The organism is Streptomyces spinosisporus, assembly GCF_022698145.1.
GTDB lineage: Bacteria > Actinomycetota > Actinomycetes > Streptomycetales > Streptomycetaceae > Streptomyces > Streptomyces spinosisporus.
In genome coordinates this window covers 86,254-107,318 of record NZ_JALDAX010000001.1, presented here as the reverse complement: position 1 = coordinate 107,318, position 21,065 = coordinate 86,254, and the positions used below count along the sequence as shown (strand labels likewise).

The following is a 21,065-nucleotide window of genomic DNA, read 5'->3' as shown; positions in this document are numbered from 1 at the left end:
ACCTTGCATGTGCTGTCAGCGCGCCAGCGAGGTCAGGACCTCCGCGCAGATGGCCATCGCGGTCTCCGCCGGGGTACGGGCGCCGATGTCGAGGCCGATCGGGCCGTGGATGCGTGCGAGCTGCTCCTCGCCGAGGCCCGCCTCGACCAGTCCGGCGGCGCGACGCTCCTGCGTGTGGCGCGACCCCAGTGCGCCCACGTAGGCGATGTCCGCGGTCAGCGCCGTACGGAGCGTGGGCACGTCGACGTCGGGGTCATGGCTGAGCATGACCAGGCAGGCGGCCGCGGGGCGCTCGGCGAGCAGTTCGGCGGCGTCCTTCGCGGCCGGTGTGACCGTGGCCCGCCAGCCCAGCAGACCGGCCTGGGAGACGAGCAGCCCGGCGAGTTCACCGCCGCCCACGATCACGAGGTGGGGGACGCAGGGACAGGCCTCGATGAGGACGAGCCCGGCGTCGGTGGCCTGCACCTCGCGCCCCGCGCGATGACGGGCGAGCAGTTCACGGGCGCGTGCGGTGGCCTGCGGCGGCAGGTCCGTGTCGTCCGGCCCGGGGCCCCTGGTCACCACGGTGCTGACGGCGTGGACGCGCCGCTCGTCGAGCCAGGTGATCAGGGCGGCGTCGGCGCCCGCGGCGAGCAGCTGCCACCAGCGGGGCGGGACGGCGAGCAGCGGCTGCAGCAGGATCTCGGCCTGTCCGCCGCAGGTCAGCCCTGCCTGGATCACCCCGTCGTCGTGGACGGACACCGGGCACACGCGGGCGGTGTGCCCGGGTGCGAGCCTGGCGGCCTCCTCGGCCAGCTCCCGGTCGAAGGCGCCCTGGTAGAGGGTGCCGTGACAGGTCCCGTCCGCGTCGATGAGCAGGGCGTCGGCCGGGTGCCGTGGCCCGAAGCCCCGCTCGGTGACGGGCCGCGCGAGGACCGCCGTACCGCGACCGCCTGCCGCCCACTGCCGTGCCGTGTCCGCCAGTTCCCTCATGTTCCGACCCTAAGCGCCCGAGGGGGCGCCGGGAACTGCGCGCCCGGGCATGCCGTCAGCTGCCGACCCCGAGGACCGCGAGCAACACGAGTACGAGCGTGGTGGCGCCGAGCAGCCCGTGGGCGGCGACGACCGGGACCGGCAGATGCCGCTCGGCGGGGGTGGACTCCGCGTCCCCCGGGGTCGTGCGCCGTACGGGGATCCAGCGGGCGAACAGGGTGAAGCCGAGCAGGGCGACGACGACGAGCAGTACGAGGCCGGTCCACGCCAGGGCGTCCCGGTCGGCGGCGAGGTAGACGATCCAGACCACCAGCCCGGCCGCGGCCAGCAGGAAGTGACCGAAGACGACGGGGGCCGGGAAGCGCGTGGTCCCCGCCCCCTGCCGGCGCAGTCCCCCGCCGCCGAGCCAGCGGGCGAGCAGGACGGCTCCGCCGAGAGCGGTGACGATCCAGGCGACGAGAGCGGCGATGTCCATGGGTCGGCCTCCAGAGGTTCCGATCGGGTCGTCTGGTTCGGTGCGGTCGTGTGGTTCGGTCAGGTCGCCTGGTTCGGTCAGGTCGCCTGGTTCCGGTCAGGTCGCCTGGTTCCGGTCAGGTCGCCTGGTTCCGGTCAGGTCGTCGTACGGCTGCCGCGATAGCCCTCGGCCTGGACGGACTCGGCGGCCACCCGCACGCCGTAGCGGTAGGCGAGCTTGCCGCCGAGGTAACCGGAGACGCCGAGGAGGGCCAGGGCGGCGTCGGAGAGCGCCAGCTGCCCGTTGCCGACGCTCTGCCCTCCCGCGTAGCCGCCGCCCTGGCGCCAGGCGAAACCGGCCGCGTACGCGGCGGTCACGGCGAGGTTCAGGGTCATGTGCACCAGACCGGTGCGGAACGCCGGCGTCCCGGTGGGAATGGCGAACAGGTCGAGGAAGCCGACACCGGCCGCGGCGAGCGCGCCGAGCACACCGATCGCGATCAGCCAGGCCGAGCCGTGGGTCAGGAAACCCGGCCGGTCGACGGTCTTCGAGGCGATGTCGAAGACCAGGCTGCACACCCAGGCCCCGATCGGCACGGTGACCAGCATCGGATGGAAGGGATGGCCGTACGGCCCCGCCAGCGCGCCGCTGACCGGCTGCTTCGCCTGCCGCAGATCACCGTCGACCGTCATGGGCCACCTCGCCTGTGAGGTATTTCACCAACGATTGTTAGTCTTATTCGCCGCGAGGGTCAAGCGCCCGGGTCGGAGTTACGGTGACACCGTGACCTCCGGTTCCGAGACCTCCGGCCCCGATCCGATCGCGGCGCTCGCCGTCCTCGGCGACGAGTCACGGCGCCAACTGCTCGAATTCGTACGGCGGGCCAGGCGGCCGGTGACCCGGGAGGAGGCGTCGGCGGCGGTCGGGATCTCCCGCAAGCTCGCGGCCTTCCACCTCGACAAGCTCGTCGCCTCGGGTCTGCTCGAAGCCCGGCACGGCGGCCGCGGCCCGCGCCGGGTGGGCCGCGCCCCGAAGGTGTACGAGCCCAGTGCCCGGTCCCTGTCCGTGAGCCTCCCGCCGCGCCGCCACGATCTGCTGGCCGCACTGCTGACGGAGGTGCTGACGGCCCAGAAGCCCGGCGAGGACGCCCGGGAGGCGTCGTTGCGCGTGGCCCGGGCGAGGGGCGAGGCGCTGGGCGCCGGGGCCCGCGACGACGACGTCATGTCCACCCTGGAATCGCTCGGTTTCGAGCCCGCCGACGCGGGAGCCGGCCGCACGGTGCTGCACAACTGCCCGTTCCATCCGGTCGCGGCTCAGGCACCGGAGCTGATCTGCGGCATGAACCACGCCTTCCTGTGCGGCTATCTCGCCGCCTCCGGCCATCCCGGGACGACGGCCGTGCTGACCGCGCACGACGACGCCTGCTGCGTAGAGCTGCACACGGGCGAGTGAACCGGGACACGCGGGCGGACCCCGCCCGGCCTGGCGATGGCGCACGTCAGAGGCCGTAGCCGCCCTTCATCCGCCGTTCAGCGCGGCGAGCCAAAACCTGTACAGTTCGTTTTCTTGAACTCTTCGTGTTTGTGCCGCTAGGTTGGTCACCATGACCGCGTCCCAGCCCCCGAACACCGCCGACGAGCTGCGCGGTGCCGGCCTGCGGGTCACGGCCGCCCGCGTCGCACTGCTGGAAACCGTCCGTGACGGCGACCACCTCGACGTCGAGGCGATCGCGTCAGGAGTGCGCGACCGTGTCGGCCACATATCGCTGCAGGCCGTCTACGAGGCGCTGCACGCGCTCACCACGGCCGGTCTCGTACGCCGTATCGAGCCACCGGGCAGCCCGGCCCGGTTCGAGGGGCGGGTCGGCGACAACCACCACCACCTCGTCTGCCGGTCGTGCGGCGTCGTGGTCGACGTCGACTGCGCGGTCGGCCACGCCCCCTGTCTGACCGCGTCCGACGACCGTGGCTTCGCGGTCGACGAGGCCGAGGTCATCTACTGGGGCCTGTGCCCCTCCTGCTCCACCGAAGCCCGCAGTACAGCTGAATGATCCACCCAGGGAAGGACTTCCATGTCTGAGAACCCCGACGCAATCGTCACCGACCCCAAGGCTGAGGGCACCGGTGGCTGCCCGGTCGCGCACGAGCGTGCCCCGCACCCGACCCAGGGTGGCGGCAACCGCCAGTGGTGGCCCGAGCGGCTCAACCTGAAGATCCTCGCCAAGGACCCGGTGGTCGCGAACCCTCTCGGTGAGGAGTTCGACTACGCCGAGGCGTTCCAGGCTCTCGACCTGGACGCCGTGAAACGGGACATCGCCGAGGTGCTGACCACCTCGCAGGACTGGTGGCCCGCCGACTTCGGCAACTACGGCCCGCTGATGATCCGTATGGCCTGGCACAGCGCCGGCACCTACCGCATCAGCGACGGCCGCGGCGGTGCCGGCCGCGGCCAGCAGCGCTTCGCGCCGCTGAACAGCTGGCCGGACAACGGCAACCTCGACAAGGCCCGGCGTCTGCTGTGGCCGGTCAAGAAGAAGTACGGCCAGTCCATCTCCTGGGCCGACCTCATGATCCTCACGGGCAACGTCGCGCTGGAGACGATGGGCTTCAAGACGTTCGGCTTCGGCGGCGGCCGCGCGGACGTCTGGGAGGCCGACGAGGACGTGTACTGGGGTCCCGAGACGACCTGGCTCGACGACCAGCGCTACACCGGCGACCGTGAGCTGGAGAACCCGCTCGGCGCCGTCCAGATGGGCCTCATCTACGTCAACCCCGAGGGCCCGAACGGCAACCCGGACCCGCTGGCCGCGGCCCGCGACATCCGCGAGACGTTCCGCCGCATGGCGATGAACGACGAGGAGACCGTCGCCCTCATCGCCGGTGGCCACACCTTCGGCAAGACCCACGGCGCGGGCCCGGCCGACGCGGTCGGCAACGACCCCGAGGCCGCCGCCATGGAGCAGCAGGGCCTGGGCTGGAAGTCCACCCACGGCACCGGCAAGGGCGGCGACGCCATCACCTCCGGTCTCGAGGTCACCTGGACCACCAAGCCCACCCAGTGGAGCAACGACTTCTTCGACATCCTCTTCGGCTACGAGTGGGAGCTGACCCAGAGCCCCGCCGGCGCCCACCAGTGGGTGGCCAAGGACTCCCAGGAGATCATCCCGGACGCCCACGACCCGTCGAAGAAGCGTCGGCCCACGATGCTCACCACGGACCTCTCGCTGCGCTTCGACCCGATCTACGGCGAGATCTCCAAGCGCTTCCACGAGAACCCGGACCAGTTCGCGGACGCCTTCGCCCGCGCCTGGTACAAGCTGACCCACCGTGACCTGGGCCCGAAGTCGCTGTACCTCGGCCCGGAGGTCCCCGCGGAGACGCTGCTGTGGCAGGACCCGCTGCCGCAGGCCGAGGGCGAGGCCATCGACGCCGCCGACATCGCGGCGCTCAAGGTCAAGCTGCTCGAGTCGGGGCTGTCCGTCTCGCAGCTCGTCTCCACCGCGTGGGCGTCGGCCTCGACGTTCCGCGGCAGCGACAAGCGCGGCGGTGCCAACGGCGCGCGCATCCGCCTCGAGCCGCAGCGCGGCTGGGAGGTCAACGACCCGGACGAGCTCGCCCAGGTCCTGCGCGTCCTCGAAGGCATCCAGGGCGAGTTCAACTCCGGTGCCAAGAAGGTCTCCCTCGCCGACCTGATCGTCCTCGGCGGTGCCGCCGCGGTCGAGAAGGCCGCCAAGGACGCCGGTGTCGCCGTGGACGTGCCCTTCACGCCGGGCCGGGTGGACGCCACGGAGGAGCACACCGACGCGGAGTCCTTCGCCGCGCTGGAGCCCACCGCGGACGGCTTCCGCAACTACCTGGGCAAGGGCAACCGCCTGCCGGCCGAGTACCTGCTGCTCGACAAGGCGAACCTGCTCACCCTGAGCGCGCCCGAGATGACCGTCCTCGTCGGCGGCCTGCGCGTCCTCGGCGCCAACCACGGCGGCTCGACGCACGGTGTCCTCACCGAGACCCCGGGCAGGCTGACCAACGACTTCTTCGTCAACCTGCTCGACATGAGCACGACGTGGAAGTCCACCTCCGAGGACCAGACCACGTTCGAGGGCCGTGACGCCTCGGGCGCGGTCAAGTGGACCGGCACCCGTGCCGACCTGGTCTTCGGCTCGAACTCCGAACTCCGCGCGCTCGCCGAGGTCTACGCGAGCGACGACGCGAAGGAGAAGTTCGTGAAGGACTTCGTCGCCGCGTGGGTCAAGGTGAGCAACCTGGACCGCTTCGACCTGGTCTGATCCACCGACACCCCGCCGGGGCCGGTCCGTTCGCGGGCCGGCCCCGGCCGCGTTTTGGCGTGGCCGGGTAGGCTGGCCGGTGCAGCTGGTTCGCCCCGTCCGCCAGGCGGGATGCGTCGCAAGAGGGAACCCGGTGGAATTCCGGGACTGCCCCGCAGCGGTGAGCGGGAACGACCGCCGTCATACGCACTGGGCCCGACGTACGGGGCCCGGGAAGCGACGGCCAGTAGGTGTCCTCCGGTCAGGAGGGCGTGCCCGCGAGTCCGAAGACCTGCCAACTGCCCGTGTGCGAACCGTCGTGCGCGGAGTCCCGGTGACCTCGAGGGCGGGTCGGCGCACACACCGAACGGACGGTCCAGGACCGTCGCCGTCCGGTGCGTCACCCTTCGCGTCCTTGTCCCGTCGTCCGGGACCTCAGGGATTCATCTCGCGAAGGAGATCTCCGTGACAGCAAAGTCCGCAGCCGCGGCAGCAGGGGCCACCGTGTACGGCCATCCCCGGCAGGGCCCCGGCCGGGAACTGAAGAAGGCCGTCGAGGGCTACTGGAAGGGCCGCATCGACGCCGACGCCCTCCACGACACGGCCGCCCGACTGCGCGCCGCCACCTGGCGTTCGCTCGCCGAGGCAGGCATCGACGAGGTGCCGACCGGCGACTTCTCGTACTACGACCACGTCCTGGACACCACCGTCATGGTCGGCGCGATCCCCGCCCGCCACCGCGCCGCCGTCCGAGCTGACGCCCTGGACGGGTACTTCGCGATGGCCCGCGGCACCCAGGACGTCGCGCCGCTGGAGATGACCAAGTGGTTCGACACCAACTACCACTATCTGGTGCCGGAGTTGGGCCCGGACACGGTCTTCGCGGCCAACCCCGTCAAGCAGTTGGCCGAGCTCGGGGAGGCGCGCGCCCTCGGGCTCGCCGCCCGCCCCGTGCTGGTCGGTCCCGTCACCTATCTGCTGCTGTCGAAGCCCGCGCCGGGCGTGCCCGCGGACTTCGACCCGCTCACCCTGCTGGACCGGCTGCTGCCGGTGTACGCCGAGGTCCTCGCCGATCTGCGCGCCGCGGGTGCCGCATGGGTGCAGCTCGACGAGCCCGCCCTCGTCCAGGACCGCACCCCGGCCGAACTCGACGCCGCCGCCCGCGCCTACCGCGACCTCGGCGGCCTCGGCGACCGGCCCAGGCTGCTGGTCGCCTCCTACTTCGACCGCCTCGGGGACGCCCTGCCCGTCCTGGCCAAGGCCCCCGTCGAAGGACTCGCCCTGGACTTCACCGGGGCCGCCGCGGCCAATCTGGACGCCGTGGCCGCCGTCGGCGGACTGCCCGGCAAGCGCCTGGTGGCCGGCGTCGTCGACGGCCGCAATGTCTGGGTCAACGACCTCGCGCAGTCCCTCGGCACCCTCGGCACCCTGTTCGGACTCGCCGACCGGGTCGACGTCGCGGCCTCCTGCTCCCTGCTGCACGTCCCCCTCGACGCCGCCGCCGAGCGCGACATCGACCCGCAGATCCTGCGCTGGCTCTCCTTCGCACGGCAGAAGACCGCCGAGATCGTCACCCTGGCCAAGGGGTTGAGCCGGGGCACCGACGCCATCACCGCCGAACTGGCCGCGAACGGCGCCGCCCTGGCAGGCCGCGCCGCCTCCCCCATCACCCGCGACCCCGCCGTGCGCGCCCGCGCCGCCGCGGTCACCGAGGCCGACACCCCGCCGCTCCCAGCCGTACCGCGAACGCGCCGCCGCGCAGCGCGCCCTCCTCGGTCTGCCGCTGCTGCCGACCACGACCATCGGCTCCTTCCCGCAGACCGGTGAACTGCGCACCGCCCGCGCGGACTTGAGGGCGGGCCGGATCGACGCGGCCGACTACGAGGAGCGCATCAGGGCGGAGATCCAGGAGGTGATCTCCTTCCAGGAGAAGGCCGGCCTCGACGTCCTGGTGCACGGCGAGCCCGAACGCAACGACATGGTCCAGTACTTCGCCGAGCAGCTGACGGGATACCTGGCCACCCAGCACGGCTGGGTCCAGTCCTACGGCACCCGGTACGTCCGCCCGCCGATCCTCGCGGGCGACATCTCCCGCCCCGAGCCGATGACGGTGCGCTGGACGACGTACGCCCAGTCGCTCACCTCGCGCCCGGTCAAGGGCATGCTGACCGGTCCGGTGACCATGCTCGCCTGGTCCTTCGTGCGCGACGACCAGCCGCTCGCCGACACCGCCCGGCAGGTCGCACTGGCCCTGCGCGACGAGGTCACCGACCTTGAGGCGGCCGGGACTTCGGTGATCCAGGTGGACGAGCCGGCGCTGCGCGAGACGCTGCCGCTGCGGGCCGCCGACCGCCCGGCGTATCTGGCCTGGGCGACCGAGGCGTTCCGGCTGAGCACCGCCGGCGTCCGTCCGGACACGCAGATCCACACGCACATGTGCTACGCCGAGTTCGGTGACATCGTCCGGGCCATCGATGACCTCGACGCCGATGTCATCAGCCTGGAGGCGGCCCGCTCCCATATGCAGGTGGCCCGCGAACTCGCCGCCCACGGCTACCCGCGCGAGGCCGGGCCCGGCGTCTACGACATCCACTCGCCGCGCGTGCCGAGCGCCGAGGAGGCCGCCGCGCTGCTGCGCACCGGTCTTGAGGCGATCCCCGCCGAACGGCTGTGGGTCAACCCCGACTGCGGCCTGAAGACCCGCGGTTGGCCCGAGACCAGGGCGTCCCTGGAGAACCTCGTCACGGCCGCGCGGACGGTGCGGGCACAGTTGGCACAGTTGTAGGGCAGGTCCCCGACCCCGACGGCAGGAGCAACGTGACCAGCCGCGTCACCCTCATCTCACCCGCCATGAGCACGTCGCTGCGCCAGGCCCGTTTCTACGACGGCACCGGGTCGCTCGACGAGGGCGGCGCGGCACGGGCCCGCGCGGCGGCCGGGAAACTGCCCCCGGCCGAGCGCGTCGTCGTCTCCCCCGGCGTGCGCTGCCGCGAGACCGCGACGGAGCTCGGACTCGCCGCGGGCGAACCCCCGGCGGAACTGGCGGGATTGCGTACGGGCCGCTGGGAAGGTCTCACCCTCGACGAGGTCGCCGGGTCCGAACCGGAGGCGGTGGCCCGGTGGTTGACCGACCCGGACTCCGCGCCGCACGGCGGGGAGTCGGTCCGGGACCTGTGCCTGCGCGTCGGTCGCTGGCTGGACGCCGCGTCGCGGACGGACGGCCGCACGCTCGCGGTGGTCGAGCCGGACGTCGTACGGGCCGCGGTGGTCCATGCGCTGGGGGCGCCGGCGGCGTCCTTCTGGCGCGCGGACGTGCCGCCGCTGACGGCGACGGAGATCAGCGGCAGGACCGGCCGCTGGAACCTGCGGCTGGGCAATCCACTACAGGCACGGCAGGACGCCGACTGACACGCCTGCCACCGGACGCGCAAGGGCCCGCGGAACGAATCCGCGGGCCCTTGCGTTCGCTCCGGTTCAGGTCACGGCCGGCTGCCGACCGCGGTGACCGCCGAAGGCGTGGCCGACCTCGCGGGCCTGGGGTTCAGCACCCGTTCCGCCAACTCGCCGAAGGCGAGGCCGAAGCCGGTCCACAGCGTGACCTGGATGGCCAGCGCGGAGAGCCGGAACCGCCAGAGCACGGCGGCCGGGAAGTGCTCGGGCACTTCGTTGACGACCGGCAGGAACGCGTACGCCAGGCCGATCACCAGGACGAACGCGGCCACCGCGACGACCGTTGCGTACCAGTTGCCCAGCTTCGGGGCGAGGCGCTTGCCCAGGAGGGTCACCGCGATCGCGAGGAGCACACTGAGCACCATCATCAGGAAGTACAGGGTGGTCCGCTTGCCGATGGTGTCGGCGTTGCCGACGGCGGGCGGGTTGGCCGGGTACTTCAGGAACGGCACGACGTAGACCGCGAGCAGCGCACAGCCGGACAGCAGCAGTGCGGTGGCCCGCGGGCCGAACCGGCCGACGCGCCCGAGCGCGAAACAGAACGCGAGCGCGGCGATGCCGCCGAAGGCGACGCCGTAGATCAGTACACCGGTGGCGAGGCCGGCGGTGGACTGCAGACCGCGCGAGACGAGCTCCGTCTCGTGTTCGTGGGCGTGCGCCTCCTCGAAGCCGATCGCCCTGTCGACGTACGGCTCACCGAGGAAGTAGGCGACGAGCAGGGCGAGTACACCGGCGGCGAGACCGGCGAGCATGCCCCGCACGAGCAGATTTCTTACCGTTGCGGAGTTCATGAGGGGGACGGCTTCCTCGCGTCAGTGGCAGGGGAAGCCGAGCAGATGGCGGGCGTCGTGCACCCACTCATGGACGTCCGAGCCGGAGACGACGGACGTGGCGCCCTGCTCGGCGCCGACGAAGTAGAGCAGGACCAGCATCAGGATGCCGAAGAAGACCGCCCACGGGACGATCGCGCCGATCGGGAGCTTGGCGGGAAGAGCGGGGGTGGTGGCTGTCGGCTGCGCGACATGCTGCGCCATGGCAGTGCCTCTCCGGGAGTTCGCGTCCCTTTTCGATGGTGCACAGGACGAGGACTACGGGTCTGACTCGCCCTCGCCTCTTGCGAAGCGACGGCACACAGTGGCGCGACCGTGCCGGACTTGCACCGGCTTCCGTCCTGCCCTCGTCGATATCCCACCGACCGTACCGTGAGTCGAGGACCTGGCCAACACCGCGCGACCAGGCGTGATGTATCTCGCGGCCGGGTCAACTCCCCGCCGGAGCACGGAACTCGCACGAGCGCGCACGCCGGGGATCAGTCGGCCGTCGTGGCCAGGGCCTGCTCGATCTGGCGGACGCGCCACTCCTCGACCGTCTCCTGCTGCCGGCGGGCCCGTTCGATCAGGGTGTCGAGCCGGGCGGCGTCCAGGCGCTCGTCGGTCGCGCTGAGCCTGCGCAGGGTCTGCCAGCCGGCCGCCTTGCCCTCGATCCCCAGCCGCAGGGCCTCCAGGTCCACCACGGTCCCGAGCGGCGAACCGCCCACCAGATGCCCGTTGGGCTTCAGCCGTCCCATCCGCTCGCCCGCCCAGCCGGCGCACACCTTGTAACGGCGCACGGGAATCCCGAGATCGCGCATGATGTCCAGCAGCGCCGCCCGGTCCAGGGCGATCTCCGCCGCCACGGGCTCGATCGCGCGGCCGAGCGCGGACCCGCGGGCGACGCGCGCCAGACGGCCGGCTCGCGCGGTTCCGGCGGTGGCGCCGGCGAGGTGGTCGTTGAGATAGATGCCGAGCAGCTTCAGATCGGCACTGCCTGTGGTCGGGCGGCTTTGGGTCGCACCGGACTGCGAAAGAGCGTTCATCTGCGGCCTCCTTGGGTTGCCTCCGCCCACGGGTACCGCACCCGCTCCACGGAAACCCCGGAGACCGAGGACGCCGCGGTCCACAGCCGCCGCACGTCAGGAGACGCTCAGGTCAGCGCCCCTTTTCCGCAGGCTCCAGAATCGCCACGCACTCCACGTGATGCGTCATCGGGAACAGGTCGAACGCCCGCAGTGTGCGCACGCGGTAGCCGCCGTCCCGGAAGTACGCCAGGTCGCGGGCCAGGGCCGCCGGGTCGCAGGCGACGTAGGCGATCCGGCGGGCGCCGAGGGAGGACAGGTGCTCGACGGTCTTGCGGCCGGCCCCGGCGCGCGGCGGGTCGAGGACGATCAGGTCGACCTCGGTGATCCCGGTGCGCGGCAGGACCGACTCCACCTTGCCGTGCTCGATGCGGACCCGGTCGAAGCCGGCGAGGTTGTGCCGGGCGTCCTCCACGGCACGCTTGCCGGACTCGATGCCGAGCACCGCGCCCTGCTCGCCGAGCCGGTCGGCCAGCGCGCCCGCGAACAGGCCCACGCCGCAGTACAGGTCGAGCGCCATCTCGCCCTTGCGCGGCAGCAGTCCCTGCATGACCGCGGTGACCAGGGTGTCGGCCGACTTCGGGTGGACCTGCCAGAAGCCGCCGCTGCCGACGCGGTAGGTGCGGCCGTCGGCGCGCTCGCGGACGAAGGGGCGGCCGTGCACCCGGTGCACGCCCCCGTCCTTCTCGCCGACCCGCATCACCGACACCGGCTTGTCCAGCTCCACGATCGGCAGCCGGGCGCCCGGCTGCGGCGTGAGGATCACCTGGCGGTCCTGCGAACCGGTCGCCGCGATCGCGTCGACGGAGGCCATGCCCGTCCAGTCGCGCTTCTCGATGCCCAGCTCGCTCACTCCGGGGGCGGCGATCATGCAGTGGTCGATCGGCTCGACCTCGTGCGAGCGGTGGCGGCGCAGTCCGGCGCGGCCCTCGGCGTCCACCCCGTACTGCACGCGCGTGCGCCAGGCGGGCACCTCGCCCGCGGGCAGCTTGTCGCCCTCGGCCGGCATCACGGTGCCGTCCCAGCCGGCCTCCTCGGGGGTCAGGCCCGCGAGCCGCCGCAGCTGCTCCTCGACGACCTCGCCCTTCAGCCGGCGCTGCGCGCCCGGCTTGGCGTGCTGCCAGTCGCAGCCGCCGCAGCGGCCGGGACCGGCGTAGGGGCAGGGCGCCTCGATGCGGTCCTTGGACGCCTCCAGCACCCGCACGGCGTCCGCGCGCAGGAAGCGGGCCCCCTCCTCGCCCTCGGTCACCCGCGCCACGACCCGCTCGCCGGGCAGCGCGTGCCGGACGAAGAGCACCTGGCCCTCGGCGGTACGGGCGATGCAGTGCCCGCCGTGGGCGACGGGGCCGACCTCGACCTCGTACTCCTCCCCCACCAGCGACTTCTTCGGTTCTGCCTGCATGGCGGGGTGACTCCACAACGTCGGATGCGAAACGGCCGGACAACAGCCCACCAGTCTACGTGGGTGTCGTCCGGCCGTTGACCGGCGAGCGCCCGGCCGATGAGCGCCCGACCGGCGGGCGTCGTCAGCCCTGGCTGCCCGTGTGTTCCTTGGAGCGGCCCGTCTGGGCGGGTCCGCGGCGCACCGAGCCGGGTGCGTTCCAGTCCTGGCGCCTGCGGGCGCGGAGTTTGGCGGCTTCGGAGGATTCGAGCTGGTAGGGCACGGAGGTGACCATGACGCCGGGGGTGAACAGCAGGCGGCCCTTGAGCCGGAGGGCGCTCTGGTTGTGCAGCAGGTGCTCGTACCAGTGGCCGACCACGTATTCGGGGATGATCACGGAGACGGCGTCGCGCGGGGACTCGGTGCGCAGTCCCTTGACGTATTCGATGATCGGCCGGGTGATCTCGCGGTAGGGCGAGTCCAGGACCTTCAGCGGGACGTCGATGCCGCGCCGCTCCCACTCCTGGCGCAGGGCCTTGGTCTCGGTCGGGTCGACGTTGACGGTGAGGGCTTCCAGGGAGTCGGAGCGCATCAGTTTGGCGTAGGCGAGGGCGCGCAGGGTGGGCCGGTGGATCTTGGAGATGAGGACCACGGAGTGCACCCGGGAGGGCCGGACGCTGTCGTCGCTGGGGCCGTCGGGGGCGGCGATCTCGGAGGCGACGCGGTCGTAGTGCTTACGGATGGCCGTCATGGTCGCGTAGAAGATGCACATGCCCAGCAGCGCCACCCAGGCGCCGTGGGTGAACTTGGTGACCAGGACGACGACCAGGACCAGGCCGGTGAAGAAGGCGCCGAAGGTGTTGATGGCGCGCGAGCGGATCATGTGGCTGCGCTGGGCCGGGTCCCGTTCGGTGGCCAGGTGGCGGTTCCAGTGCCGGACCATGCCGGTCTGGCTGAGCGTGAAGGACACGAACACGCCGACGATGTACAGCTGGATCAGCCGGGTGGAGTCGGCGCCGTAGATGACCACCAGCAGCATCGCGGCGCCGGCCAGCAGGACGATGCCGTTGGAGAAGGCGAGGCGGTCGCCGCGGGTGTGCAGCTGGCGGGGCAGGTAGCGGTCCTGGGCGAGGATCGAGCCGAGGACGGGGAAGCCGTTGTAGGCGGTGTTGGCGGCCAGGAACAGCACCAGCGCGGTGGCCGCGGCCAGCACCACGAAGAAGAAGCTGCCCTTGCCGAACACGGCCTCGGCGACCTGCGTGATCACCGGGTTCTGCACATAGTCCGAGCCCACCCCGACCCCGTGTTTGAGCAGGTCGGTGGCCGGGTTCTCGGCCATGCGGACCTTGGTCGTCAACGCGAGCACGATGATGCCGCAGAACATGGTGACCGCCAGCAGGCCCATCGCCGCCAGCGTCGTCGCCGCGTTCTTCGACTTGGGCTTGCGGAAGGCCGGCACACCGTTGGAGATCGCCTCCACACCGGTCAGCGCCGCACACCCCGACGAAAAGGCCCGCAGCATCAGAAACACCAGCGCGAACCCGGCAAGCCCCTGGTGCTCGGCCTTGATGGTGAAGCCCGCCGTCGGCGCCCGCATCGTGTCGTCGAGCACCAGAGCACGGAACGCACCCCACGCGATCATGATGAACACGCCGCCGACGAAGACGTACGTCGGGATCGCGAAGAGCTTGCCCGACTCCTTCACCCCGCGCAGGTTCATCAGCGTCAGCAGCACGATCACCGCGACCGCGCAGAACACCTTGTGCTCGACCACGAACGGGATCGCCGAGCCCAGGTTCTCGATGCCGGACGCGATCGAGACCGCCACGGTCAGGACGTAGTCGACCAGCAGGGCACTGGCCACGGTCAGGCCCGCCTTGGGCCCGAGGTTGGTGGTCGCCACCTCGTAGTCGCCGCCACCGCTGGGGTAGGCGTGCACGTTCTGCCGGTAGGAGGCGACCACGGTGAACATCAGCACCACGACCGCGACCGCGATCCAGGGACTGAAGTGATACGCCGACACACCCGCGACGGAAAGGACCAGAAGCACCTCCCCGGGCGCGTACGCCACCGAGGACAGCGGGTCGGAAGCGAAGACGGGGAGGGCGATGCGCTTCGGCAGGAGCGTTTCACCCAGCCGGTCGCTGCGCAGAGCGCGCCCGATCAGAATCCGCTTGGGCACGTCGGTCAGTTTGGACACAACAGGTAATCGTAGGCGTTCGAACGGCTGCTGAACCACCTCCCCCACCCTCGGCCGTGATCCGGCACCCCGCCCCGTCGCGCATCTGCCCTCCGGGTGAAAACAGGCGTGGGACCGCTGCGGATTCCGCGGGACGACCGAACGTCATGCCTATATGACAAGCACCGCCCCACTTCCCCGGCTGTCACCGCCCGTGCCGCTCCCCGGAGGTTCCATGCACGCCAACGCAGAGTTCATCGGCGCCGCGGCGGCCCTCGTCGGCCTCGGAATCCTGACCCTCGCCAGCGTCCGCAGCATCAGCAGGCGCTGACGTCGCACGCCGCGAGGCAACCGTGCACAGGGGTGCCGACGTCCTATCGCCGGTGTGTAGCTTTGGGCGTCGGTCTGAGACCCTGATCTGGCCGAGCTGTGATTCTTGACACCGGAAGGACGGTCGTGCACATCGTCATCATGGGCTGCGGACGAGTGGGTTCCGCTCTGGCCCAGACCCTGGAGCAGCAGGGGCACACGGTCGCCGTGATCGACCAGGACCCCACCGCCTTCCGCCGCCTCGGCCCCGGATTCGGCGGCCGCCGGGTCACCGGCATCGGCTTCGACCAGGACACCCTGCGCGAGGCCGGCATCGAAGAGGCCGGCGCCTTCGCCGCCGTGTCCAGCGGCGACAACTCGAACATCATCTCCGCGCGCGTGGCCCGCGAGATGTTCGGTGTGGAGAACGTCGCGGCCCGCATCTACGACCCCCGCCGTGCGGAGGTCTACCAGCGCCTCGGCATCCCCACCGTCGCAACGGTCCGCTGGACGGCCGACCAGATGCTGCGCCGGCTGCTCCCCTCGGGCGCCGAGCCGCTGTGGCGCGACCCCACCGGCGGCGTCCAGCTCGCCGAGGTGCACGCCTCCCCCGCCTGGGTCGGTCACAAGATCAGCAGACTGCAGGAGGAGACGGGGGTCCGCGTGGCGTTCCTGACCCGGCTCGGTGAGGCGGTGCTGCCCACCTCGCAGACGGTGCTGCAGGAGGGCGACCTGGTGCACGTGATGATGCGCACCGACGAGGTCGACAAGGTCGAGGCGTCCTTCGCCAAGGGTCCCGAAGAGGAGGGCGGTCACTGATGAGGGTCGCCATTGCCGGAGCCGGCGCGGTCGGTCGCTCGATCGCGGGCGAACTGCTGGAGAACGGCCACGAGGTCCTGCTCGTCGACAAGGCGCCGACCGCCATCTCGGTCGAGCGCGTCCCGCAGGCGGAGTGGCTGCTCGCCGACGCCTGCGAGATCACGTCCCTGGACGAGGCGGCCCTGCAGCGCTGCAACGTCGTGATCGCCGCGACCGGCGACGACAAGGTCAACCTGGTCGTCTCCCTGCTGGCCAAGACGGAGTACGGCGTCCCGCGCGTCGTGGCCCGCGTCAACAACCCCAAGAACGAGTGGCTCTTCAACGAGTCCTGGGGTGTCGACGTCGCCGTCTCCACCCCGCGTCTGATGTCCGCCCTGGTCGAGGAGGCGGTGAGCGTCGGCGACCTGGTCCGGCTGCTCCGCTTCAGCCACGGCGACGCGAACCTGGTGGAGCTGACGCTGCCGGAGGAGTCGGCACTGGCCGGCACCCAGGTCGGCGACGTGGAGTGGCCCGAGGACACCTCCTTGGTCACCATCATCCGCGGCACCCGGGTCCTGACCCCCTCCCGCGACGACTCCCTGGAACCGGGCGACGAGCTGCTGTTCGTGGCCGCACAGGCCCGGGAGGAACAGCTGGAGGACCTGCTGTCGATGCGCCGCGAGAACGCGACGGGCTAGCCACCGCTTGTCCGCTACGACGACGAAGGGCGCCCCTCTTCCTGCGGGGGCGCCCTTCGTCGTCGTAGCCGAGAACTAGGCCTCCCGGCGGTGCCTGCCGCCCGCCGCGTCCCCGTGCTCCACGCGCTCCGCGGCCAGGGCTGCCTTGCGCTCCTTCTCCGCCTGCTCCTCCGCCTCCATCTCCGCGAACACGTCGATCGGCGCCGGCGCCTTCGCGAGGAAGACCCAGGTCAGCCAGACGGCCAGCAGGAACGGCGGGATCTTGAGGGCGACCAGAACCCAGCCCAGCTGGGTGGTGTCCGCCCACCAGTACAGCGGGAAGAGGATCGCGCACTTGGCGAGCAGGATCAGGCCCCAGGCGTAACTGGCCTTGGAGTACGCCGTCTTGCGGCCCGGGTTGCGGGTGCGCCAGGAGAGGTTCTCCTTGAAGACCGGCCCGAGGATCAGTCCGAGCAGCGGGACTCCGCACAGGGTGGTGACGATGTACGCCAGCGCCAGGCCCAGCGTGTAGAGCATGCCGGGCAGATAGAAGTCCTTGGCGTTGCCCGTCATCATCGCGAAGACGACACCGAAGCCGACGCCGAAGACGCCGCTGAACGCGTGCTTGACGGTGTCCCGCATGACCAGCCGGACCACCACGAGCAGCAGGGACACCGCGAGGGCGGCGATGGCCGACCAGTGCAGGTCCTTGTTGATCGTGTAGATGGTGACGAAGAGGAGGCCGGGCAGCACCGTCTCGACCATGCCCCGGACTCCGCCGAACGCCTCGAAGAGCGCGGCCTCCGTCACCGTCCGCATGTCGTCGGCTTGAGTGTCTTCGGTCGGCTTGTCGAGCGACGTCACCGGCTACTCCCGTCCGAGGGGTCTCAGTTCGTATTTCGGATTGAACAGCACCCGGCGGCCCCGGCTCATCGAGATCCGGCCCGATGCGATCAGTCTGCGCCCCGGCTCTATCCCGACGATGGAGCGCCGCCCGAGCCACACCACGTCCAGCGCGGCGGAGCCGTCGAACAGCTCGGCCTCCAGGGCCGGGACGCCCGCACGCGGCCGCAGGGTGACCGTGCGCAAGGTACCAGTAACCGTCACGATCTGTCGGTCGTGGCAGTCACCGATGCGGGTGCAGCCGGTGGTCTCGGTGTCCTCCCGCAGCTCCTCCGACTCCAGGTCCTCCTGCGAGGAGGAGAGCCGGTCGAGCATGCGCCGGAACCGGCCCACCGGCTTTTCGGAACGAGGAACAGCACTCATGTCTTGAAGCGTACCGGGGTGCACTGACGGCTACGTACCCGCGGCCTCAGCGCTCGAACCGGTAGCCCATGCCCGGCTCGGTGATGAAGTGCTTCGGGTGGGACGGATCGGCCTCGAGTTTCCTGCGCAGTTGCGCCATGTACACCCGCAGGTAGTTCGTCTCGGTGCCGTATGACGGACCCCACACCTCCTGGAGGAGCTGCCTCTGGCTCACCAGCCGGCCCGTGTTGCGCACCAGCACCTCCAGCAGATGCCACTCCGTGGGCGTCAGCCGTACGTCCCTGCCGCCCCGGTTGACCTTCTTCGCGGCCAGGTCGACGGTGAACTCCTCCGTCTCCACGGTCTGCACGTCGTTCTCGCCGGCGCCGAGCGGCTCGGCGCGGCGGACCGCGGCGCGCAGCCGGGCCAGCAGCTCGTCCATGCCGAAGGGCTTGGTGACGTAGTCGTCGGCGCCGGCGTCCAGCGCCTGGACCTTCTCGTCGGAGGTGTGCCGGGCGGACAGCACCAGGATCGGCACGCGGGTCCAGCCGCGCAGCCCCCTGATCACCTCGACGCCGTCCATGTCGGGCAGCCCCAGGTCGAGGACGACGACGTCGGGGTGGCGGGCCGCGGCCAGCTGAAGGGCGCTCGCGCCGTCGTGGGCCGCGTCGACCTCGTACTTGCGCGCCCTGAGGTTGATCACGAGGGCGCGGACGATCTGCGGCTCGTCGTCGATGACGAGCACCCTCGTGGGGGCCTGGGGGGTACCCCCGGTAGGGCTCACCATGTGGCCTGCCTTTCGGGTTCCGCCGGGTGGAGAAGGTCCCGCGCGTGCGGCGCCGCAGCGCGCAGGGTGAGGACCATGGTGAGGCCGCCGCCGGGGGTGTCCTCGGCGTCGAGGGTGCCGCCCATGGCCTCGGTGAAGCCGCGCGCCACGGCGAGCCCGAGGCCCACGCCTGCTCCGCGCGGAGCGTCGCCGTAGCGCTGGAAGGGCTCGAAGATGCGCTCCTTGGCCTCGTCGGGGACTCCGGGACCGCGGTCGACGACCCGTACCTCCACCCGGCCGGCGATGGCGCTCGCGGCGACCAGGACCGCCGTGCCGGGCGGGCTGTACTTGACGGCGTTCTCGACCAGGTTGGCCATCGCGCGCTCCAGCAGCCCGGGGTCGACGGCGACCATGGGCAGGGTCTCGGGCACCTCAAGCGCGACGCTGCCCTCGGGCACCCCGCCCAGCGCCATGGGGACGACCTCGTCGAGGTCGACCTCGCGGATCAGCGGGGTGACCGTGCCGGTCTGCAGCCGGGACATGTCCAGGAGGTTGCCCACGAGGTGGTCGAGGCGGTCCGCGCCGTCCTCGATGCCTTCGAGCAGCGCCGCCCGGTCCTCCTCGGACCAGGCCACGTCGTCCGAGCGCAGCGACGACACCGACGCCTTGATCCCGGCGAGCGGGGTGCGCAGGTCGTGGCTGACGGCGGCCAGCAGCGCGGTGCGGATGCGGTTGCCCTCCGCCAGCGCGCGGGCCCGGTCGGCCTCCTCCTGCAGCCGCCGGCGGTCCAGTACGACGACGGCCTGGGCGGCGAACGCGGCCAGCACCCGGCGGTCCTCGGCGGGCAGCACCCGCCCGGTGAGCGCCAGCGCCAGCCGGTCCCCGACGGGCACGTCGACGTCGGCGTCCTCCGGCCGGTCCACCGGCGGTCCGAGCCCGGCGCGGCCCGCGCAGGTCCACGGGTCGTGGTCGCTCTCCCGTTCCAGCAGGGCCGCCGACTCCATGCCGAAGGTCTCGCGCACCCGTTCCAGCAGGTCTTCGAGGCCGGTCTCGCCGCGCAGCACATTGCCCGCGAGGTAGGAGAGGATCTCCGACTCGGCGCGCAGCCGGGCCGCCTGGTGGGTGCGGCGGGCCGCGAGGTCGACGACGGAGGCCACGGAGGCTCCGACGCCGACGAAGATCGCGATGGCGACGATGTTCTTGGGGTCGGCGATGGTGAAGCGGTGCAGGGGCGGTGTGTAGAAGTAGTTCAGCAGCAGGGAGCCGACCGCGGCCGAGGCCAGCGCGGGCAGCAGTCCGCCGAGCAGGGCGGCGGCGACCGTCACCGCCAGGAACAGCAGCATGTCGTTGGCGAGGCCCAGGTGGACGGTGTTGAGCAGGACCGCCAGGACGGCGGGCAGGCCGACGCCGACCACCCAGCCGGCGATGATCCGGGAGCGGCCGAGCCGTGCCCCGCGGGACACCGGCAGCCCGCGCCCCTTGCCCGCCTGGCCGTGGCTGATCAGGTGGACGTCGAGGTCGGGCCCCGACTCCCGGGCGACCGTGGCGCCGACGCCCGGCCCGAAGACGTACTGCCAGGTCTTGCGCCGGGAGACGCCGAGCACGATCTGGGTGGCGTTGGCCCCGCGCGCGAAGTCGAGCAGCGCCGCCGGTATGTCGTCGCCGACGACGTGGTGGAAGGTGCCGCCGAGGTCCTCGACGAGGGTGCGTTGCACGGCCAGTTCCTTGGGTGAGGCGGCCGTGAGCCCGTCGCTGCTCGCTATGTAGACGGCCAGCACCTCGCCGCCGGCGCCCTTCTCCGCCAGCCGCGCGGCCCGCCGGATCAGCGTCCGGCCCTCCGGGCCGCCGGTCAGGCCGACCACGATCCGCTCCCGCGAGCCCCAGATCTTCGAGACCCGGTGCTCGCTGCGGTACTGCTTCAGATACTCGTCGACCCGGTCGGCCACCCACAGCAGCGCCAGCTCCCGCAGGGCGGTGAGATTCCCGGGCCGGAAGTAGTTCGACAGCGCCGCGTCGACCTTGTCCGGCTGATAGATGTTGCCGTGCGCCATCCGCCGCCGCAGCGCCTGCGGCGACATGTCGACCAGCTCGATCTGGTCCGCCCTGCGCACCACCTCGTCGGGAACGGTCTCCCGCTGCCGTACGCCCGTGATCGCCTCGACCACGTCGCCCAGCGACTCCAGGTGCTGGATGTTGACGGTGGACACGACGTCGATGCCCGCCGCGAGGAGTTCCTCGACGTCCTGCCACCGCTTGGCGTTGCGGGAACCCGGGACGTTGGTGTGGGCGAGTTCGTCGACCAGGGCCACCTGGGGGGCGCGGGCCAGCACGGCGTCCACGTCCATCTCGGTGAACGTGCTGCCCCGGTACTCCAACTCCCTGCGCGGGATCTCCTCCAGGCCGTGCAGCATGACCTCGGTGCGCGGGCGGCCGTGGTGCTCCACGAAGGCCACCACGCAGTCGGTGCCCCGCTCCACGCGCCGGTGCGCCTCGGAGAGCATGGCGTACGTCTTGCCGACGCCCGGTGCCGCACCGAGGTAGATCCGAAGCTTGCCGCGTCCCATGGCCCCTATTGTCTTCCCGTTCCGTGCTGCGCACGCAGCGTCGACCTTACGGCCAATCTTCCGGACAAATGGGACGAGAGTCGGGGTGAGTGGCGTCTTTGACGCATCCCTG

At 71.6% G+C, this 21,065-nt stretch carries 18 protein-coding genes, 1 pseudogene and 2 riboswitches; of the genes and pseudogenes, 7 read left to right on the top strand and 12 right to left on the bottom strand.

What is annotated here, in order from left to right; translation table 11 throughout:
* Nucleotides 1-15: 15 nt before the first annotated feature.
* The 3 genes from MQN93_RS00450 to MQN93_RS00440 form a co-directional block, all read right to left on the bottom strand.
* Nucleotides 16-972 (bottom strand): XdhC family protein, encoded by a 957-nt coding sequence (locus MQN93_RS00450; protein ID WP_242707802.1) that lies wholly within the window; start codon nt 970-972, stop codon nt 16-18.
* Nucleotides 973-1,027: 55 nt separating this feature from the next.
* Complete coding sequence (locus MQN93_RS00445) at nt 1,028-1,447, bottom strand: hypothetical protein (protein ID WP_242707801.1); 420 nt, start codon at nt 1,445-1,447, stop codon at nt 1,028-1,030.
* A 134-nt stretch (nt 1,448-1,581) separates the two neighbouring features.
* Nucleotides 1,582-2,118: a DUF2231 domain-containing protein gene (locus tag MQN93_RS00440; protein WP_242707800.1), complete on the bottom strand. Its 537-nt coding sequence runs from the start codon at nt 2,116-2,118 to the stop codon at nt 1,582-1,584.
* 91 nt (nt 2,119-2,209) lie between these two features.
* Between MQN93_RS00440 and MQN93_RS00435 the strand changes: the two genes are divergently transcribed.
* The 5 genes and pseudogenes from MQN93_RS00435 (at nt 2,210) to MQN93_RS00415 (ending at nt 9,098) form a co-directional block, all read left to right on the top strand.
* The gene (locus tag MQN93_RS00435) at nt 2,210-2,878 is read left to right on the top strand and encodes a helix-turn-helix transcriptional regulator (RefSeq protein ID WP_242707799.1); all 669 of its coding nucleotides are present in this window, start codon (nt 2,210-2,212) and stop codon (nt 2,876-2,878) included.
* Between the two features lie 151 nt (nt 2,879-3,029).
* Nucleotides 3,030-3,476: a Fur family transcriptional regulator gene (locus MQN93_RS00430; protein ID WP_242707798.1), complete on the top strand. Its 447-nt coding sequence runs from the start codon at nt 3,030-3,032 to the stop codon at nt 3,474-3,476.
* Between the two features lie 21 nt (nt 3,477-3,497).
* Nucleotides 3,498-5,711 carry a catalase/peroxidase HPI gene (gene katG, locus MQN93_RS00425; RefSeq protein WP_016432156.1) on the top strand — a complete coding sequence of 738 codons (2,214 nt, stop codon included), beginning with the start codon at nt 3,498-3,500 and terminating at the stop codon, nt 5,709-5,711.
* A 69-nt stretch (nt 5,712-5,780) separates the two neighbouring features.
* Nucleotides 5,781-6,004: riboswitch (cobalamin riboswitch) on the top strand.
* 151 nt (nt 6,005-6,155) lie between these two features.
* A pseudogene (gene metE, locus MQN93_RS00420) lies at nt 6,156-8,475 on the top strand (5-methyltetrahydropteroyltriglutamate--homocysteine S-methyltransferase).
* A 32-nt stretch (nt 8,476-8,507) separates the two neighbouring features.
* Nucleotides 8,508-9,098, top strand: coding sequence for a histidine phosphatase family protein (locus tag MQN93_RS00415; RefSeq protein WP_242707797.1), 591 nt, complete (start codon nt 8,508-8,510; stop codon nt 9,096-9,098).
* A gap of 71 nt (nt 9,099-9,169) precedes the next feature.
* Here MQN93_RS00415 and MQN93_RS00410 read toward each other — a convergent pair whose 3' ends face one another.
* The 5 genes from MQN93_RS00410 to MQN93_RS00390 all read right to left on the bottom strand — a co-directional run bounded on the left by MQN93_RS00410 (nt 9,170) and on the right by MQN93_RS00390 (nt 14,615).
* Complete coding sequence (locus tag MQN93_RS00410; protein WP_016432159.1) at nt 9,170-9,931, bottom strand: CbtA family protein; 762 nt, start codon at nt 9,929-9,931, stop codon at nt 9,170-9,172.
* A 21-nt stretch (nt 9,932-9,952) separates the two neighbouring features.
* A complete protein-coding gene (locus tag MQN93_RS00405) occupies nt 9,953-10,174 on the bottom strand; it encodes a CbtB domain-containing protein (RefSeq protein ID WP_016432160.1) in 222 nt (73 codons plus the stop codon).
* 34 nt (nt 10,175-10,208) lie between these two features.
* Nucleotides 10,209-10,355, bottom strand: a riboswitch (cobalamin riboswitch).
* A 94-nt stretch (nt 10,356-10,449) separates the two neighbouring features.
* A complete protein-coding gene (locus MQN93_RS00400) occupies nt 10,450-10,995 on the bottom strand; it encodes a hypothetical protein (RefSeq protein WP_242707796.1) in 546 nt (181 codons plus the stop codon).
* A 112-nt stretch (nt 10,996-11,107) separates the two neighbouring features.
* The gene (locus MQN93_RS00395) at nt 11,108-12,436 is read right to left on the bottom strand and encodes a class I SAM-dependent RNA methyltransferase (protein ID WP_242707795.1); all 1,329 of its coding nucleotides are present in this window, start codon (nt 12,434-12,436) and stop codon (nt 11,108-11,110) included.
* A 124-nt stretch (nt 12,437-12,560) separates the two neighbouring features.
* Nucleotides 12,561-14,615: an APC family permease gene (locus MQN93_RS00390; protein WP_242707794.1), complete on the bottom strand. Its 2,055-nt coding sequence runs from the start codon at nt 14,613-14,615 to the stop codon at nt 12,561-12,563.
* Between the two features lie 435 nt (nt 14,616-15,050).
* On the opposite strand from MQN93_RS00390, the gene MQN93_RS00385 reads away from it, so the two are divergent.
* On the top strand, nt 15,051-15,722 hold the full coding sequence (locus MQN93_RS00385) for a potassium channel family protein (RefSeq protein WP_016432165.1): 672 nt from the start codon (nt 15,051-15,053) through the stop codon (nt 15,720-15,722).
* A complete protein-coding gene (locus MQN93_RS00380) occupies nt 15,722-16,399 on the top strand; it encodes a potassium channel family protein (RefSeq protein ID WP_242707793.1) in 678 nt (225 codons plus the stop codon). Before MQN93_RS00385 ends, MQN93_RS00380 begins: the two co-directional genes overlap by 1 nt.
* A gap of 75 nt (nt 16,400-16,474) precedes the next feature.
* Here MQN93_RS00380 and MQN93_RS00375 read toward each other — a convergent pair whose 3' ends face one another.
* The 4 genes from MQN93_RS00375 to MQN93_RS00360 are packed head-to-tail and all read right to left on the bottom strand — an operon-like array spanning nt 16,475 to nt 20,953.
* Complete coding sequence (locus MQN93_RS00375) at nt 16,475-17,242, bottom strand: DUF3159 domain-containing protein (RefSeq protein WP_016432167.1); 768 nt, start codon at nt 17,240-17,242, stop codon at nt 16,475-16,477.
* 3 nt (nt 17,243-17,245) lie between these two features.
* Complete coding sequence (locus tag MQN93_RS00370; RefSeq protein ID WP_037780270.1) at nt 17,246-17,644, bottom strand: OB-fold nucleic acid binding domain-containing protein; 399 nt, start codon at nt 17,642-17,644, stop codon at nt 17,246-17,248.
* A 46-nt stretch (nt 17,645-17,690) separates the two neighbouring features.
* Nucleotides 17,691-18,410, bottom strand: coding sequence for a response regulator (locus MQN93_RS00365; RefSeq protein ID WP_016432169.1), 720 nt, complete (start codon nt 18,408-18,410; stop codon nt 17,691-17,693).
* Nucleotides 18,404-20,953 carry an ATP-binding protein gene (locus tag MQN93_RS00360; RefSeq protein ID WP_242707792.1) on the bottom strand — a complete coding sequence of 850 codons (2,550 nt, stop codon included), beginning with the start codon at nt 20,951-20,953 and terminating at the stop codon, nt 18,404-18,406. The genes MQN93_RS00365 and MQN93_RS00360 overlap by 7 nt, the downstream gene beginning before the upstream one ends.
* Nucleotides 20,954-21,065 lie beyond the last annotated feature (112 nt).

Bases quoted from the DNA above. Each gene is read 5' to 3' on its own strand.
- MQN93_RS00395 (WP_242707795.1), bottom strand. From the start codon at position 12,436: ATGCAGGCAGAACCGAAGAAGTCGCTGGTGGGGGAGGAGTACGAGGTC.
- MQN93_RS00445 (WP_242707801.1), bottom strand. From the start codon at position 1,447: ATGGACATCGCCGCTCTCGTCGCCTGGATCGTCACCGCTCTCGGCGGA.
- MQN93_RS00430 (WP_242707798.1), top strand. From the start codon at position 3,030: ATGACCGCGTCCCAGCCCCCGAACACCGCCGACGAGCTGCGCGGTGCC.
- MQN93_RS00370 (WP_037780270.1), bottom strand. From the start codon at position 17,644: ATGAGTGCTGTTCCTCGTTCCGAAAAGCCGGTGGGCCGGTTCCGGCGC.
- katG (WP_016432156.1), top strand. From the start codon at position 3,498: ATGTCTGAGAACCCCGACGCAATCGTCACCGACCCCAAGGCTGAGGGC.
- MQN93_RS00440 (WP_242707800.1), bottom strand. From the start codon at position 2,118: ATGACGGTCGACGGTGATCTGCGGCAGGCGAAGCAGCCGGTCAGCGGC.
- MQN93_RS00400 (WP_242707796.1), bottom strand. From the start codon at position 10,995: ATGAACGCTCTTTCGCAGTCCGGTGCGACCCAAAGCCGCCCGACCACA.
- MQN93_RS00410 (WP_016432159.1), bottom strand. From the start codon at position 9,931: ATGAACTCCGCAACGGTAAGAAATCTGCTCGTGCGGGGCATGCTCGCC.
- MQN93_RS00360 (WP_242707792.1), bottom strand. From the start codon at position 20,953: ATGGGACGCGGCAAGCTTCGGATCTACCTCGGTGCGGCACCGGGCGTC.
- MQN93_RS00365 (WP_016432169.1), bottom strand. From the start codon at position 18,410: ATGGTGAGCCCTACCGGGGGTACCCCCCAGGCCCCCACGAGGGTGCTC.
- MQN93_RS00380 (WP_242707793.1), top strand. From the start codon at position 15,722: ATGAGGGTCGCCATTGCCGGAGCCGGCGCGGTCGGTCGCTCGATCGCG.
- MQN93_RS00450 (WP_242707802.1), bottom strand. From the start codon at position 972: ATGAGGGAACTGGCGGACACGGCACGGCAGTGGGCGGCAGGCGGTCGC.
- MQN93_RS00405 (WP_016432160.1), bottom strand. From the start codon at position 10,174: ATGGCGCAGCATGTCGCGCAGCCGACAGCCACCACCCCCGCTCTTCCC.